At 63.9% G+C, this 16,373-nt stretch carries 15 protein-coding genes and 1 pseudogene; 8 read left to right on the forward strand and 8 right to left on the reverse strand.

Going from position 1 to position 16,373, the window contains the following annotated elements:
• Positions 1-291 precede the first annotated feature (291 nt).
• Complete coding sequence (locus tag G6N66_RS09380) at positions 292-1,347, reverse strand: NAD(P)H-dependent amine dehydrogenase family protein (protein WP_232079254.1); 1,056 nt, start codon at positions 1,345-1,347, stop codon at positions 292-294.
• Positions 1,344-2,213 carry a mycofactocin-coupled SDR family oxidoreductase gene (locus tag G6N66_RS09385; protein ID WP_085231712.1) on the reverse strand — a complete coding sequence of 290 codons (870 nt, stop codon included), beginning with the start codon at positions 2,211-2,213 and terminating at the stop codon, positions 1,344-1,346. The genes G6N66_RS09380 and G6N66_RS09385 overlap by 4 nt, the downstream gene beginning before the upstream one ends.
• A 99-nt stretch (positions 2,214-2,312) precedes the next feature.
• On the opposite strand from G6N66_RS09385, the gene G6N66_RS09390 reads away from it, so the two are divergent.
• The 8 genes and pseudogenes from G6N66_RS09390 (at position 2,313) to G6N66_RS09420 (ending at position 9,878) form a co-directional block, all read left to right on the forward strand.
• Complete coding sequence (locus G6N66_RS09390) at positions 2,313-3,038, forward strand: FadR/GntR family transcriptional regulator (RefSeq protein ID WP_139825080.1); 726 nt, start codon at positions 2,313-2,315, stop codon at positions 3,036-3,038.
• 156 nt (positions 3,039-3,194) lie between these two features.
• Entirely contained in the window at positions 3,195-4,373 is a 1,179-nt protein-coding gene (locus tag G6N66_RS09395; protein ID WP_085231668.1) for a cytochrome P450, read from the forward strand.
• A complete protein-coding gene (locus G6N66_RS09400; RefSeq protein ID WP_085231667.1) occupies positions 4,370-5,422 on the forward strand; it encodes a polysaccharide pyruvyl transferase family protein in 1,053 nt (350 codons plus the stop codon). Before G6N66_RS09395 ends, G6N66_RS09400 begins: the two co-directional genes overlap by 4 nt.
• Complete coding sequence (locus G6N66_RS09405; protein WP_085231666.1) at positions 5,407-6,525, forward strand: ABC transporter substrate-binding protein; 1,119 nt, start codon at positions 5,407-5,409, stop codon at positions 6,523-6,525. The genes G6N66_RS09400 and G6N66_RS09405 overlap by 16 nt, the downstream gene beginning before the upstream one ends.
• A 17-nt stretch (positions 6,526-6,542) precedes the next feature.
• Positions 6,543-7,325 carry an SDR family NAD(P)-dependent oxidoreductase gene (locus G6N66_RS09410; protein ID WP_232079255.1) on the forward strand — a complete coding sequence of 261 codons (783 nt, stop codon included), beginning with the start codon at positions 6,543-6,545 and terminating at the stop codon, positions 7,323-7,325.
• Between the two features lie 736 nt (positions 7,326-8,061).
• Positions 8,062-8,145, forward strand: a pseudogene (locus G6N66_RS29340) (hypothetical protein); the annotation flags it as partial.
• A gap of 120 nt (positions 8,146-8,265) precedes the next feature.
• Complete coding sequence (locus G6N66_RS09415) at positions 8,266-9,213, forward strand: hypothetical protein (protein WP_232079256.1); 948 nt, start codon at positions 8,266-8,268, stop codon at positions 9,211-9,213.
• Positions 9,210-9,878, forward strand: coding sequence for a hypothetical protein (locus tag G6N66_RS09420; RefSeq protein WP_085231663.1), 669 nt, complete (start codon positions 9,210-9,212; stop codon positions 9,876-9,878). The genes G6N66_RS09415 and G6N66_RS09420 overlap by 4 nt, the downstream gene beginning before the upstream one ends.
• 306 nt (positions 9,879-10,184) lie before the next feature.
• Here G6N66_RS09420 and G6N66_RS09425 read toward each other — a convergent pair whose 3' ends face one another.
• The 6 genes from G6N66_RS09425 to G6N66_RS09450 form a co-directional block, all read right to left on the reverse strand.
• A complete protein-coding gene (locus G6N66_RS09425; RefSeq protein WP_085231710.1) occupies positions 10,185-11,177 on the reverse strand; it encodes a hypothetical protein in 993 nt (330 codons plus the stop codon).
• 150 nt (positions 11,178-11,327) lie between these two features.
• Positions 11,328-11,465, reverse strand: coding sequence for a hypothetical protein (locus G6N66_RS09430; protein ID WP_163645803.1), 138 nt, complete (start codon positions 11,463-11,465; stop codon positions 11,328-11,330).
• 10 nt (positions 11,466-11,475) lie between these two features.
• Positions 11,476-12,537 carry an NAD(P)H-dependent amine dehydrogenase family protein gene (locus tag G6N66_RS09435; RefSeq protein ID WP_085231662.1) on the reverse strand — a complete coding sequence of 354 codons (1,062 nt, stop codon included), beginning with the start codon at positions 12,535-12,537 and terminating at the stop codon, positions 11,476-11,478.
• Positions 12,538-12,586: 49 nt separating this feature from the next.
• The gene (locus G6N66_RS09440; RefSeq protein WP_085231661.1) at positions 12,587-13,702 is read right to left on the reverse strand and encodes an ABC transporter substrate-binding protein; all 1,116 of its coding nucleotides are present in this window, start codon (positions 13,700-13,702) and stop codon (positions 12,587-12,589) included.
• Between the two features lie 139 nt (positions 13,703-13,841).
• Positions 13,842-15,134, reverse strand: coding sequence for an amidohydrolase family protein (locus tag G6N66_RS09445; protein WP_085231660.1), 1,293 nt, complete (start codon positions 15,132-15,134; stop codon positions 13,842-13,844).
• 63 nt (positions 15,135-15,197) lie between these two features.
• Entirely contained in the window at positions 15,198-16,367 is a 1,170-nt protein-coding gene (locus tag G6N66_RS09450; protein WP_085231659.1) for an NDMA-dependent alcohol dehydrogenase, read from the reverse strand.
• Positions 16,368-16,373: the final 6 nt, after the last annotated feature.

Genomic DNA, 16,373 nt, shown 5'->3' on the forward strand with positions numbered 1-16,373 from the left:
GTAGAAATGGCGGATCCGCCACAAAGATGGGAATCTCGTTAGTCAACCTAAGCGTTAGCGTCCCTTGGTGGTACCCACTCGCTTTCGGCCGCAAATTATTGGACTCGCGAATGCGTTGTACACCAGGGACATTGGCGGTCGATCGTCAAGGGGATGGCTGTAGCGACCGATCTCACGACGGCAAAGTGCGTGGATATCAGCGGGTCCATGAGAGCGCTGCGGTCGTGGGTCGCAAGAGAGTCGCGAGCTCCCCTGGAACGAGGACCGGCCCGGGCCGTATTTCTTTGGACGTCAATGCCAGTGGTAGGCGCCAAATACGGGCGCCGTGATGATGCCCGGGTGTGCTTGCAGCACATAGGGGATCGCGCGTACCGCGGTCATGGCGACCGCGAGTTGGCCGCCGGAGGAAGCGGCGAGTTCGTCGACTGGATTGTTGTCGATGGTCAGATCCACCCGGATCGGCGGAGCTCCTTCGATGCGGACGCGTACCAAGAATTGTTCGTCGGGGAGGTCGGGCCAGTCGACGACGTCGCGTGTGGCGGTCCAGTATTCCTCGGCGACCAGTACCGGTGTGCCGCGGTGGTAGGCCGTCCACGAAAGCTTCTGGGCGACAACGGTGCCGGCCGGCAAGGGGCCGAACGCGACCGGCACGTCGTGGTCGGCGGTGGCGGTTTCGATGCTCGGGCGAACCTCGTCGATCGTCAGGTGCAGAACATCGGCAGTGGAGGCTAGAGCCTGCTCGTACTGTATCGAGACGGCCCGGAACATCGGTGCGTCGACGGTGATATCCGCGGGGTCCTTGCCCATCCCCATCAGGTCGACGAGCATGCCCTTTCCCGGTACCGCCGAGCAGTCGACGAACTCCGAAACGGTGATCCGATCCACGCGCTGCGACAGCCCCGTAAGGGTGGTGGCCAGACGCTCGAACATGAAACCGGGATGCTCTCCGGCAGCGTGAAAGCGCGCTCCGGATTGCTCGCAGGCATTGGCGATTCGTAGCATGGCTTCCGTGCCATAGGTGGGCAGGTGGCTGTAACTGGTGGTGGTGATCACGCTCTTGCCGCTGGCCAGCAGCTTCACGATGTCGTCGGTGTTGGTGTTGTCGCGGACGGCCTTTGACGCGGCATGCAAGACGAGGTCGGCGTCGAGCGCCAGGATCGCGGACTTGTCGCCGGTGACCGTGACGTTCGTTGGCGCCCGGCCGACCAGCGTGCCGGCGTCGACGCCGGCTTTCGCGGGGCTGTAGGCGAAGACGCCGGCCAGTTCGAGGCCCGGGTTGTCGATGATCTCGCGCAGTTGTGCCGACCCGACCTGGCCGGTCGCCCACTGGATTACCCGGACCGTCACGCCGGCCCGCCCGGAAACTTCAACAGCGCGCCCGCATCCACCCGGATCTGCTGTCCGGTGACGTAGCGTGACTCGTCGCTGGCCAGGAACACGGCGAGGTTGGCGATGTCCTCCGGTTCGACGTAGGGGATGGGCATCGCCTGGAAGTGGGTGAAGGCCGGCTCCGCGTCGGCGCGGGCGGGCTTTTCCCTCTTCATGTCGGGGCGGAACACCGCGTACAGCCCGTCGTTATGCAGCAGATGCGTGTTGCAGTTGGTGGGGTGAATGGCGCTGACCCGAATCATCGTGGGCGCCAGATGGAGTGCCATCTGTTCGACGTACCCGATCAGGGTGTTCTTGGCCCACGCATATCCGGCGCCACCCGGGCCCATCAGCGGGTTCGTCGTGGTGGCGGGCATCATGCCGGCTGTCGATCCGGTCACGATGATCGAGCCACCGTCGCCGAGGTAGGGCAGCGAAACCGCGACGGTGTTCATCACGCCGAGCAGGTCGACGTCGGTGGCGTCGACGAAATCGGATGGCAGCGGATCGCCCATCGCCATCGGCAGGATGCCGGCATTGGCAACCACGATGTCCAGGCGGGAAAGCTCGGAGATCGCTTCATCCAGCGCTTTTCGCAGTTGACCACGTTCGCGCACATCCGCCTTCATGGCGATGCAGCGCCGACCGAGGTTCTCGACGAGTTTGGAAGTCGTCTCCAGATCCTCGATCGTGGACAGCGGGTAGTTGTTGGACTCGATCTGCTCGCAGATGTCGATAAAGACGATGTCGGCGCCCTCGGCGGCCATCTGGACCGCGTGTGCGCGTCCCTGACCTCGCGCCGCCCCGGTGATGAAGGCGACCTTGCCGCTCAGCCGATTGCTCATGTTCTCCGTCGGGTCGTTTTCGCGCAATCTAAACCTCTAGATGTATCTTTTGTAAAGCCGTTGACGTCAGACCTCGGCGGCCGGTGGAGAAGGAGTGACGTGGCTAAGCCCAAACAGATTGCCGACGAGTTGCGCGGGCTGATCATCACCGGAGATCTTGACGAGGGCGACCTGTTGGGCACCGAGGCCGAGCTCATCGAACGATTCGAGGCCTCGCGTCCGTCGTTGCGCGAAGCCCTGAGGACGCTCGAGGCCGAAGGCCTGATCTCGGTCGTTCGCGGCGCGTTGGGCGGGGTTATCGTCCACCGTCCCGACCAGCGCATGACCGCGCGCGCGGCGGCCCTGGTGTTGCAATCGCGCAGCGTGGCGCTGGCCGACGTGTTCGAAGCCAGCGCGGTGATCGAGCCGGCGGCGGCCAGGATGATCGCCACATCACGTCAGCGCCAGCGCGCCGTGGCGCAGTTACGCAACGTGATCGTCGAACAAAAGCGATCGGTGCACGACCCGCTGGCGTGCACCAACGCCATGGTCAAATTCCACAGCGATATCGTCCACCTGGCGGGCAATCAGACGCTGATCATCATCAGCGAGATGCTGAACGAGGTCATTGCGCGGGCAGTCGCGGATGTGCAGAAGCGCACCGGGCAAGAGCCGCAGACGGCGTGGCGCCGCAACATTCGCGCCAACGAGCTGCTGACCGATCTCATCGAAGCCGGCGATGGGGATGGGGCACAGGCACATTGGAATGCGCACATGGGGCGGTTGCGCCGGGCACTGCTCGGTGAGCGTGCGGGAGCCCTGATCGATCTCAACCACCACCGTTAGCCTTCTCCAGCATGCCGAGCCCGCGCACGCGCCACCATAAACCTCTAGAGGTATGTCTAGACGTTTGCGCGCGCCGTGGGGTACCTTGAGCCCGAGCCCGCAGCCTTTCACCAAGGAAAGCGATTGAGCACCAACACCAAAAGAGCCAGTGCTCCCGTGTCGAGATTCGACTTCGTCAACGGCGCCTCGTCGCTTTCGTCGGCCGACCCGCACCCCAGCAACCATGCGTTGGCCAAGCAGAGAGTGCTGGGCCTGAACGGCAGCGTGATGGTCGCCTCCCGCGAGCTGACCACCGAAACGCTGGGCAAGCCCGAGGTGTTCTCCTCGGCCGATCTGGTGGAGCAAGGCAACACCCGGCCCTTGATCCCGCTCGGGGTCGACCCGCCCGAGCACGGGCGTTACCGGAGGTTTCTCGATCCGCTGTTTTCCCCGCGCCGGATGGAAGCTCAAGAAGCCGACATCGCCGAACGGGTCAACCACTTCATCGACACCTTCATCGATCGCGGATCATGCGATTTCACAGCCGAATTCGCCGAACTCTTCCCGTCGGCGGTGTTTCTCGGTCTGATGGGCCTGCCCTGGGAGGAGCTCCAAACGCTGGTGGCGCTGCGGGACGGGCTGCTGCATCCCGGAACCGCGGAGTCCACTGCCGAAGAGCGCTCCGCGATTCAACGCGACACCGCGCAACAGGTTTACGCCTATTTCGATCGGATTCTGGACGACCGCGAGGCCAATCCGCGCGGCGATGTGCTGTCGGCGATCGTCGGACATGGCGACGATGATGTGGTGTTGCCCGAGGATTCGTTGTCCCGCGATGAGGCGCTCGGCACCTGTTTCGTGTTGTTGACGGCCGGGCTCGACACCGTCACCGACTCGCTGACCTGCTTCTGGGCCCACCTGGCCCAAAACCCGGACCGCCGCCGCGAAATCGCCGCCGACCCGGCGGTGATCCCCCACGCGGTCGAGGAGTTGCTGCGGTGGGAAACTCCGGTGCCGATGGTCGTGCGGTGGGCGCGAGAGGAGAGCCGCCTGGGCGGCGAGGTCGTGGCCGCCGGGCACCACGTTCTGGTCAACCTCAGCGCGGCTAACCTGGATCCCGCCGAATTCGCCGACCCGCTCGCGGTGCGGTTCGACCGCGCCGGAAACCGCCATCTGGCGTTCGGTGGCGGCGCACACCGATGCCTGGGATCGCACTTGGCGCGCCGCGAGCTGCGGATCGCGTTGCGCGAATGGCACCGGCGCATACCGGAATACACCCTGTCATCCGGCTACGTGGTGCGGTACCGGCCCCCGCTGCGTTTCGTTCCCGATCTGCAGCTGTCGTGGCCGCTATGACCCGGGTCGCGCAGTGGGCCACCGGCACCACCGGCCGGCTTGCGCTGCGAGCCATCATTGACGCGCCCGCCCTGAACCTTGTCGGCGTGCGCGTCTATGACCCGGGCAAGGTCAACGTGGACGCCGGGACCTTGGCCGGGCGTCCCGCGACCGGTGTGTTGGCTACCGACGACAACGCGAGGTTGGTGCGCGCTCGACCGGACGTCGTGCTCTACATGGGCGCGGTGGAAAAGCATCCCGAGGAGTGCTTCGCCGACGTAACCAACCTGCTGCTGGCGGGCATCGACGTGATCGCCACGGGCAGTTCGTTCATCGATGTCAACGCGTTCGATCGGGCGCGGGCCGCGGACATCGACGCGGCATGCCGGCGCGGCGGCGCTACGTTCCTCGGTGTGGGGATCTTTCCCGGTTTCTGGGGGGAGGCGGTCGCACCGCTGCTGGCCCGGCTGTCGGCCGGGTGCAGCAGCATCACGGTCCGCGAATCGCTGTCTTACGCCGGCTACCCGAGTCGGGAGATGCTCGTCGACGTGATGGGATACGGGCAGCCGCCGAAATCCACGGCGCCGCTGTTGAGCGACCCGGCGCGCGCGGGCAGTGCATTCATCGCCACCGCCAGCGTGCTCGCCAGGGCGCTGGATCTGGAAGTCGTTGCGGTCGAACCATTTCGGGAGACAGCCGTGACGCAATCCCGCTTGAACATCGCCGTCGGCGAGATCGCGGCCGGAACCGTGGCTGCCATGAAACTAGGCGTACGCGCGGACTGCGGCCCGGTGACCATCGTCGTCGAGCATGTCACCTGGCTCGACGACGAGGTTGCCCCCGAGTGGTCGACCGGTGAGGGCTACGAGATCGAATTCGACGGCGCCCCGACGTTGCGGTGCAACCTGGTGCTCGGTACCGCCGGCGAGGATCGTACCGAGATGGGTTGTCTGGCGACGGCAATGCATGCGGTGCACGCGATCGGATTTGTCACCGCGGCGCCCCCGGGCGTGGTGGATCTGGCCGAGACGGCTTCGATCACGGGAGGACAGGCATGGCTGCAGAGGTAACCCCCGCGCGAGTCGGTTTGCTCATCGACTACCTCAATACCGAAGGCCGCTTTGACGATACGATCCTGCCGTCGCTGCAACTGGTCGCCGACGACTATCTGCAGCGGGGCATCCTCGATCGCCCCGTCGAATTCGTCGTGCGAGCCGTGCAAGGCCTGCCCAACGGATCGTTCCGGGCGGTTCGTGATGCGTTCCATGAGCTGCTGGCCGAAGACGCGCTGGTCATCTTCGGCCCGTGGGTCTCCGAGAACGGTGTCGCGCTGCGCCCCTACGTCGAGAACGCCGCCGAGGTGCCGATCATCACGATGGGCGCTTCGGAAAGCATGCTGGGGGAGTGGGTGTTCGGGCTGCCCGCCGGTTCAATGGAGGAAGAGCCCATCATTATGGCGACGGTGGCCGCCTTCGACGGCTGTCGCACCGTGGGCCTCGCCTTCGAGGATTCCCTGATCGGTCGCGAGTACCTGAGGACGGCACGGTTCGCCTGCGAACAGGCCGGGTTGACGATCACCGCCGAAGTGGCTGTCCCACATGTGGAAGCGGACAAGCGCAAGGCGATGGCCACCCTGGCGGCCGACAAACCCGACGCTCTGATGCACGTCGGGTTCGGGCTGGGCCTGATCGGAATGAATGAGGCGCTCGAGGCGATCGGCTGGATGCCGCGGCGCTACACCACCACGGCTTTTGAGTTCGCCGCCACTTCGGACTGGTGGTGCCACCAGCTGGCCGGCTGGACCGGTCTGGACCAGTACGACGAACGCAACCTCGTCGCGAGAGAGTTCTTGGATCGATTCGAAGCAAGGCATGGCCGGCGACCTGAGTACTTCTTTCCGATTTACTGCTACGACGTCGGACGGCTGATGATGACGGCGCTGGCGGCGGCGCGTCCGCTGAGCGGCCCCGCGGTCAAAGAGGCGCTGGAGCGGATCAAGATGCTGCCCGCCGCCAGCGGAGCACCCGGGACGCGATTGCGGTTCGGCAAGTTCATCCGCCACGGGTGGATGGGCAGCGAGTTCCTGGTGGCCCGCCGCGTGTTGCCCGACGGCAGCCGATCGGTTCTGCACGCCACGATCGAGGGTCTCATCGATCCGCCCGATCCGGTGTGACGCTCAGGAGTGTGCTTGTGGCAGAGCAGCATCCGAGTGAGATGTTCGATCTGGCGGGCCGGGTCGCGGTGGTGACCGGCTCCACCCGTGGTATCGGGCGGGCCATCCTGGAGGGCTTGTCCCGGGCCGGAGCCTCGGTGGTGGTGTCCAGCCGAAACCAGGACCGCTGCGACGAGGTCGCCACGCAGATCCGGGCAGCCGGCGGGAAAGCAGTCGGGATCGCCTGTCACGTCGGCGACTGGGACGCCATCCCGGATTTCGTCGACGCGGTCGTCGACCACTACGGGCGCATCGACGTGCTGTTCAACAACGCAGGAATCAACCCGCCGGTCTCCGACATCAACGTCGTCTCAGCCGAGCTGTGGCACATGGTGTTCAACGTAAACGTCGAGGGCGCGCTGCGGATGAGCCAGTGCATCGCACCGGTGATGCGTGATGGTGCGGGCGGCAGCATCGTCAACGTGGGCTCCATGGAAGGCTATTGCCCGTCACATCCGTGGTCGGTCGTGTACGGCGCGTCCAAGGCGGCGCTGCGCAACCTCACCGTGTCGATGGCAAACACCTGGTCGCCGTGGGCGGTGCGAGTTAACTTGCTCTGCCCCGGCCCCTTCGCGACCGAGATGCTGCTCGAGGCCGAACAGGCATACCCGGGTTCGCTGGACATGTTGGCCGGCATGAACCCGCAGAACCGCGTCGCCCGCCTGCACGAAATCGTGGGCCCCGCACTCTATCTGGCCAGCGACGCCTCATCCTTCGTGACCGGAGACGACATTGCCGTCAGCGGCGGCATGCGCAAGTAGTCGACTGCTTCTACGCATTGCCGCGGGTCGCTGCCGTCAAAATGTTCATGGTGCGCTCACCTTTCTGGTGTGGTTCAGCGCGCGGATGTTGCCCGTCCGGCGCGCGCTTAGCGCACCCACCACGGCCCGCGCCCATGGGAGGTGCGCGAACGGTCACCAAAGCCACAGCATGGCATTTCCGCGAGCCATCTTGATGTCAGATTCCGAGACGTCGTTGTCGGTGAGAACATTGCACAACCGTTCGAGCACTCGGGCCATAACAAATCCCGGTGCGGGTATCCGGTCTCCCATGCGATGTTGCCGATAGAGATTTGGTTCGCAACTGGACTCCGGCGTGGTCGCTGATAAAGCAGGTCAAGAAATGCTCGAGGACCGCCTCGCTGGGCAGTTCGCCGCCGAAGCCCTGGTTCCGCCACTCTGGGTGCATACCGAACGTGCGGTCCGGCCCGCTACAGAAATAGGGATCCAACCGGTGGCGCTCTCGCTCAAGGCGATCTCGAGATCAAGATATTTCTTGCTCGGCGCCGACCAGAGCAGATGCGCGGCGGGTTGCGTGATCATTGACCACAGGTCGGGGTTGGGCCGTGCTCATTGGATTCTGCACAGTATTCTTGTTTTGTAGAATGTCTGCAATACTGGTTTCAGCCGCGCGAAACCGGGCATGGTCTGTGCAGAGCAACCTAACGCGGGGAGTTTGGGTGGAAGTACAGCTGGGGCGATGTGGGGCTAAGCGTTGATCAGCACCACGATCGTCACTCGACGAAAGTTCGACCCTGAGGCCACATTGCAGCTCATCGATCGCTACCACGCACCGGGTCTGGCAGATACCAGCGGCAAGGTGCTGCGAAGCGAGTTGCACTCGCGCACCACGGTGTCCGACAACAGCCGAGGGAGCTCGGCGTGAACCTGCTGTTCGTTGTTTCCGGTTGGACGACCGAGATTGAATGACAACGGGTCTTTTTCTGCCGGCGAGGGTCACGAGGTGGTAGCGGCGACCCGGAAGCGTACTTCGTCGATGCATGCAGACGGCCTTGGCGAGGCGTTGGCCGCGGCCGAAGAGGCTGAAGCCGAGGCCGCAGCGGCAGAGGCCCGCGCGGCCGCGGCCCTGGCTCGGGCCCGGGCGACCAAACTGCGCCGCCAGGCCGATCTGATCGCCGTGCGGGCTGGTGAGAAGACGTCGCACGAGGCCCCTGAGACCGGTAACGGGGTCAGCGAGGCTACCGACGATATGGCCGATGTCGACGACGAAGCACCCGGCGTAACCGGATCCGCTGACGAGGAGGTCGCCAGGGCGGAGGAGGAGATGCGCGGCGCGGTCGAGGACAGCGGTGGGAGCAAGGCAGCGGCCATCGCCGATGTGTCATCGACGTCTACGCCCGGCTCGCCGCGGCGCTGGTTGCCGCGGCTGAGGTGGCGGCCAATCGTGGCCACCGCGACGATTGTGCTAACTGTCGCGCTGCTGGCAGCCAGTGGCTACATGGTCGCGCAGGACCGCCGGATATCGCAGCAGCGGCAGCGAAGCGTGGAATTCGCTGCGGCGGCCCGCCAGGGTGTTGTCACTTTGATGTCGCTTGACTTCGCTCACGCCAAGGATGACGTGCAGCGAATTATCGACAACGCCACCGGCGACTTCAAGAAGAACTTTCAGGCCACCGCTGATGATTTTGTCAAAGGGGCGCAGGACGCAAAGGCGGTGAGCCACGCCACCGTGAATGCCACCGCAGTTGAGTCGATGAGCGATGACTCAGCCGTCGTGCTGGTCGCTGCCAAAACCACCGTTACCAACACCAGCGGCGCCAACAATGAGCCGCGCTCGTGGCGGCTCAGCGTGACGGTCATTCGCGATGGTGGGCAGCTCAAGATAGCGAAAGTCGACTTTGTGCCATGACAGCAGAACAGGATTCGCACGCTGACGACGTCGAGGCGCCCACTTCTGATGCCGACGACGCCGCCGCGGGGACGGATACGCGCGACGCGGGCGACGATCGGGCCGGACACGACGAGTCCGGCGACATCAAAACCACACGCCGACCACGACTCGGTGTCATCAGTGGTTGGTTGCGCCGCTGTCTGGTGTTGTGGCGGTCAATTCTGTTGGCGTTGTTGATCATGGGGGCCGGCGCTGTGGCCGCGTGCGTGTTCTTCTTGCAGTACCGCCCGTATCATCAGGCCAGCGATGCTGCCGGGCGTGACGCGATCAAGGCTGCGTCCGACGGCACGGTAGCGTTGTTGTCGTATGCCCCGGACACGCTCGAACATGATTTCGTCACCGCGAAAGCACATCTGACGGGCGATTTTTTGGCCTACTACGACAGATTCACGCACCAGATCGTAACCCCCGCCGCGAAAGAGCATCACGTTCAGACAACTGCTGTCGTGGCCCGCGCCGCCCTTTCGGAGCTGCACCCGAATTCGGCGGTGGTTCTGACCTTTATCGATCAGACCACCATGAGTAAGGACAAACGCGAACCGGTCTCGGCCGCGAGCGCTGTTCGCGTAGGTCTCACGAAGGTCGATGGCAGGTGGCTGATTTCTTCGTTCGACCCGGTCTGAAGCGTCCCGCGATGTCCGACCGCCGCGCCCGACCCCATCCCTTTGAGGCGCATCGAATTGACCATGATGCCGCCATACCGATGAAGTCGAGGGTCACGATGGCTGGGGCGGCGTTCCGGTGTGGTCGTTTGCGTGGTTGATGCGGGGCAGGAGAGCGCGGCAGTTCACCGTGATCGCGGGAGCCCCTCGTCGCGCCGCCTGCAGGGGTACCCACATACATACGTGGGCAGTGCCGTGTCCTCAGAAGCCAAGCGGGGGTGGGGAAGACGTGGACCACCGGTTGGGTCGTGTCGGGAGTCCGGCCGATCAGGCGCCGCGGGCGAGCAGGAAAGGTTGTATCGCCATGTCTAGAAGCTCTGGCGTCATCATCCCGCCGGCGTGTTCGACCCAGCACCAGCTTCGCGCCGGCTGCTTGCCCGATGAGTTGCTCGTCAACTGCCCGAAAACGTGTACCGGACTGCCGTTGGTGTCGAAAGTGAATTCGTATGAGTCAGCGCCGATGCGGGCCTTCAACGTGGTGATCTTGCCGCTGGCGTTGAAGGTTGGCAGGGCGACGATGTCGTTGTGAACCATGGTAACTCCGTCTTTGACGTGGTAGCCCGGCCCGAACGCCAGTTCGTCTCGGCCCTGCCAGAAGCTGCCGCCTCCAACTTCTCCGTCGGTGTATTCGTGCATCCATGACACCCACATCCCCTGCAGCTGGCGGGCGATCGGTAGCTCGGTATAGGCCATTCCCGGTGGGCCGTAGGCGAAGTCCTGATGCGCATACCCCGACACTTCGACACCGCTGATGGTTCCGCGCGCGTGCATTAGTTCGTGGCGGTAATAAACCTCATGGTCGATCCCGGCTTGGACGGGCACGTGGGTCACGACGACGTCGCTGATCGTCGTGCCGTGGATCTCCCAGCGCCCGCTGGCGTCATACCAGTGACAGCCCGCAGCGTCGCGCTCGATGCGGCCGCTGAAGTAGTTCATCTGGATGAGGTCACCGGTGGCGGTGTAGGTGTAGGGCTCGTACCAGTCGATGGAGGCGTACTCGCTGAACAAGTGGGACGCTTCAGCATCCAAAGTCTTCTGCAACGAGCGGAATCCACAAATGGGCGAAACCACGTGGGTCATTCCGACGACGAAATCATCCGCTCCGCGGACCCCCCAGTAGTCGCGTGCCGACCCGTCGCTGACGACTGCGCCGTACCAAATCCCGGCCAGACTCACTCCGGGGCCCGGCACCCAGTCGCGCCGGTAGTGATCTAGCGATGCCGGCTCGTGTGATACGTCGAATTCAACTCGATCCAGCACCCGAGGCTCCTTGCCGGTCGGCGGGCCAGCAACCGCCACCCCACACTTTTGCAGATTGTCTGCGATCCTTGGAGTCTAGGCATCGCGGCGACGAGGGCACAAGGGATTGATGTCATGTCGTTGCAGCCAGACTGTCGCCGCGCCTCGGAGTCAAGGCTTGCCGTACACGGTTTTACGCAGTTCGTCGGGCTGGTTGACGGCCGTGCAGCGCTCGCTGCCGTGAAGCAGGCGCGTCACGCGGAGCATCGACCGTTCGGCCTGGAGCGCCCGCGGGCCTAGCTCAAGCATGCGCGTACGGTCAGGCGGAAAAGGCGCCGGTGAACAGCGGCAGGTCCAGATGGGTCAGCACGCCGACGGGACCTGCGACGACTGCAGGGATGGCGTTGATGGCATGTGCGCCGGTCATAAGCACATCGGGTTGTTTGGCGTCAAAACTGGTGCGGGTGTCGATGCGGGTTTCGAGGCAGGGATCGCCCTCGATCTTGATGCTCCAGGAGCCATCGCCGTAGGGCCAGTCAGCGGGCGCGGCGTCTTCGCCGATTGTCCAGAGCATCTGGCTTTCGATCCGCATTCTGCTCTGATGGAATGCGCGCAGCCGGACGCGAACGGCACCGACGTGGCCGGGTTCAACCTGTAGTGCTGGTGTGGTGATGGCTTCGTTGCAGGCAAAGCCTTCCCACGACAATGTCGCGTCGTCGATTTCGAGTCCGGCCGCCTGAGCAAGCATCGCTATGGAGCCGAAGTAGGCACTTTCGCGCGCATGCTCAAACGGCAGCTCGAAACTCATCTCCTCGGGCCTTTTGCCGTAGCCGATGACGGTCAAGATCTGTTTGGAGGTATATCGGGACATGTCGACCATTTCGGTCATGTAGATGGTGTCGATGTGGCGTACCAGCCTGCCCAGGACGATGGGCCACACGTCCATCATGAAGCCAGGATTGATACCGGTGCCGTGGAAGGACACACCGCCCTTACGGCATGCACTGCCGAGGCGCTGATCCATCGCGTGGCGATCCATGATGGGCGGGTAGACAAGCGCGCTTAACGCGGTCGAGCATACATTCTTGCCTGATTCCAGCAAGCGACAAATCTGGTCGAACGCTGCGGCGGGGTCCAAGGTGTCACCGAGGGCGTTGAACGATACCGCATCGGCGTCGGTCGCGAGGATGTCATCGAAGTTGTCGGTGGCTCGAATACCGACGGCGGATCCGCCCACGAGCTCACCAGCATCCTTGCCGACCTTGTCGGGGCTAAAGACCAACAGGCCAACGAGTTCGAGGTCTTTGCGGCCTAGAATCGCTCGCAGGCTGTGGGTGCCGACTGCCCCGGTGGCGACCTGGATCACTTTGAGCCGCTTCATGTCTCTCCTCGTTGTCGGATCCCAGAATGGGGGATAGTGATCGAACTCTCTAGTGCAGACCGAAGCGGTCGACGAGGTGGGAATTGAGGCCGTCGGCATCGAGGGTCCGTGCCACCAGATAGCCGGCGCCCATCCACGCGCGGCGAGTCCATTTGCCGAACGACACCCGGGTGCCTGGCGCGCCCGAGGCGGCGGGCAGCATCTTGACCCGCTCCAGCGCCTCCTTGACCCCGCGCGGACTGAGCGGGTGGGCGTCGGTGAACGCCCGCAACAGAGTCTCCGCGACATCCCGGTTCACCGGCGGCACGCAGTATTCGGGACGGCGCCCGCCGTACCTCTTTGCGTAGCGATCCAGGAAGTCCTGGCCGACCTGGTTCGCCTCGTCGTACTGGTCGACCCCGATCCATCCCATGAACGCGTTCCACATGATCGGGTTCACCCAGGCGTTCTGGAAAGCTGTGGTGGTGAATCGCGGCGGGTCCCAGTCGACCGCCTCCAGCGCGGGATTGATGAACACGATCCCAAAGCCGAACCCCAGATGCACGATCGCTTCGGCCTTCGCCTCGTGCAGGGTGCGCACGGCTCCGTTGATGTCCTGTGCTGTCTGCGCGATCGCCGCCTCGGCGACGATGCGAATACCCTTGCCCCGACACGCGCTCCGCAGATTCTTCAGGTAACTCTCGCCGATCAGGTTCTGCTCGACGAGCACTCCGATCTCGGTGAGCCCGCGTTTGGCCACGAGATCCGCGATGAAGATCGGTTCGTCGGTCATCGACCCCTGCGGGAAGGCGAAGGTCCACTCGCCTAACCAGTCGTCAGTGCCGGTGACGCTGATGGCCGGGACCTTGAACCGCTCTTCGATCGCTTCACGCGTTGGCACGCAGTTGTCGGTAATGTGCGGCCCGAAGACCACCAGGCAGCCCTCGTCGACGAGCTCACCGAACGCGTCGATCACCGCCTTGACCGAGCCCTTGGGCAGCCCCTCGACTTCGCGGTAGATCATCTGCACGGAGCGGTCCATCAACCTTTGCTCAACGGCCTCCTCGAAGACCAACTCAAAGCATCTAGTGAAGTCCGCCTTCATCTCTTCGGGAAAGCCCGGCGGCAACGTGAAGTCCATCAGATAGCCGACTTTGACTGGCTCAGCGCTGCTTTCGTATGACATTAGGCCTCCGTGGACGGCGCGGGCGCCGCGGTGTGGGTTGCGGTCATCGCCTCGGTTGACCGCATTGTGGGGTGGTCGCCGAAGATTGCCGATTCCGGCACCGCCAGCCGGCGCTTATTTAGTCGCATCCGCTGGTCCGTTAGTTGGTGGCCGCGGTGGGAAGTTTGGTCGCGAGGTCGAGCACGGTGACGGTATCGGTTCCGGTCTTTTTCAAGCGCGCTGAGGACCGGTACCCGAGGTCGACATCGCGTGCCTGGGCGCGCAGAGCTCCGACGGTGGCCTGCTGCTTGGGTAGGTGAGTGAACATGTCAAAGCCGTAAAGGCGCAACGCATTCTCGTGGGTGATTTTGTTGACCTCGCCGTCGGGCACTCCGTCGAGATAACCGGCCAGGGATTCGGGGGCCAGCGGCCAGGTGGAGTCTGAGTGCGGGTAGTCGCACTCCCAAGTGACCATGTCCAGGTTGAGTTTGTGGCGACTTTCCACGCCGAAGCCGTCGTCGATGAAGCACAAGGCGATGCGTTCCAGGAATACCTGGCTGGGCAGTTTGTCGCCGAAGTCTTGGTGGGTCCAGGCCCGGTGCATGGTGTAGACGCGATCGATGCGTTCCAAAAAATAAGGCACCCAACCGATGCCTCCTTCCGAGAGCGCGAAGGTCAGGTCGGGGAACTTGCGCAGCATCGGCGACCAGATCAGGTCGGCGGCAGCGGACACGATGCTCATCGGCTGTAACGTCATCATCGTGTCGACCGGCGCATCGATCGACGTGATGACAACGCTTGACGACGAACCGATGTGCAGATTCACGATCGTGTTCTCGTCACTGCACGCCTGCCAGAACGGGTCCCAGTGCGGATCGTGCAGTGAGGGATAGTCCAGCTTGGTCGGGTTCTCCGAGAACGTGACGGCGTGGCAACCTTTTCTGGCAACCCGACGTACCTCATCGGCCATCAGTTGTGGATCCCAAATCGGCGGCAACGCTTGGGGAATCATCCGGCCCGGGTAGGTGCCGCACCACTGATCGATGTGCCAGTCGTTGTAGGCGCGCAGCACCGCCAGCCCAAGATCCTTATCGCGGGCCCGGGCGAAGTACTGTCCGCAGAACTGTGGGTAGGACGGAAAGTTCAATGCTGCGGCCACGCCGTTGGCGTTCATGTCGCGGATGCGCTCGTGGATGTTGTAGCACCCCTCACGGATCTCGGAGAGCTTGGTGGGTTCGGCGCCGTATTCGTCGGGGGGGCGGCCGGCGACGGCGTTGAGGCCGACGTTGGTGGCTTCTTGTCCCTCGAAGACCCATGCGTCGGTGCCGTCTTCGCGCTGGATCAGCTTGGGTACATCGTCTTTGTACCTGGCCGGGATGTGGCCGTCGAACATGTCAGGCGGTTCGACGAGGTGGTCATCGACCGAGACCAGGATGAAGTCGTTCATGTCCATGGTGAGCTCCTCAGTGTAGTGACGCCTATCCCAGGCCGGGCTGCAATAGTTCGGCCTGTGCGGCTAAGGGGACGGAAAGTCGATGAGGCCGCGGATGTTTCGGCCTTCGCGCAGGTCGTCGATGGCCTCATTGATCTGTTCGAGGCGATAACGGCGGGTCACCAGTTCGTCGAGCTTGAGGGCGCCGGCCTGATACATCGACAGCAGCATGGGCATGCTGGCGCGGGGGTTCATCTCGCCGAAGATGGTGCCTTTGAGCTGCTTGGCCGAATGCGCCATGTCGACGAGTATGAGCGGCACCGACATTTCGCTTAGGGGTGTCATCCCGGTCAACACGCAGGTGCCCGCTTTGCGGGTCAGCATCATCGCCACCGGGATGAGGTCCGCGTGAACGACGCCGGCGGTCAGGACGACCCGGTCGGCCATCACACCGGCGGTGAGTTCGCGTACCAGTTCGATGGCCTCATGCGCCCAGCGCGCGGTGTGCGTCGCGCCGAAGAGCTTGGCTGAATCCCGTTTGAAGTCAACGGGGTCCACCCCGACGATGTATTTTGCGCCCGCGGCGTGGGCGCCCTGCAGTGCGTTCATCCCGACGCCGCCAAGCCCGATCACCACGACCGTGTCGCCGGGTTGGGTTCCGGCTGACACGGTCGCCGACCCCCAGCCGGTGGTCACGCCGCAGGATACGAGTGACACAGCGTGGAAGGGGATCGAGTCGTCGACCTTAATTAACGAGTCCTCGGATGCTACGAGATACTCGGCGAACGTGCCGAGTTGGGTGGTGGCCATGAGGTCTTCTTGACCGAGATGGCGGCGCACCGTCCCGTCGGTGATCATCTGCTTGGAGAAAAGATTGGCTCCGACGTCACAAACGTAGCTTTGGCCGCTGACGCACCACCGGCATTTTCCACAGGCGGGGATGAACGACATTCCCACGTGATCGCCGGGTTTGAGGCCGCGGACGTCGGGCCCGACTTGTTCGACAATTCCGGCGCCTTCGTGCCCTCCGATTAACGGGAACCAATCTGGGGTTTCCATGCCGGCCGCTCGCATCACCTCGATCATCTCCGGCGCTGGCACCGCGTCGCCGGTGGCGAAGTGATCGTCGGTGTGGCAGACGCTGGCAGCGACCATGCGCACGAGAACCTCCCCGCGACGAGGCTCATCGAGCTCGATTTCGCAGACCTCCCAGTCCTTGCCCACTCCCCGAAGAACCGCTGCTTGGCACTTCATCGTGCG

Origin of the sequence: Mycobacterium conspicuum (assembly GCF_010730195.1) — a bacterium.
GTDB classification, from domain to species: Bacteria; Actinomycetota; Actinomycetes; order Mycobacteriales; family Mycobacteriaceae; genus Mycobacterium; species Mycobacterium conspicuum.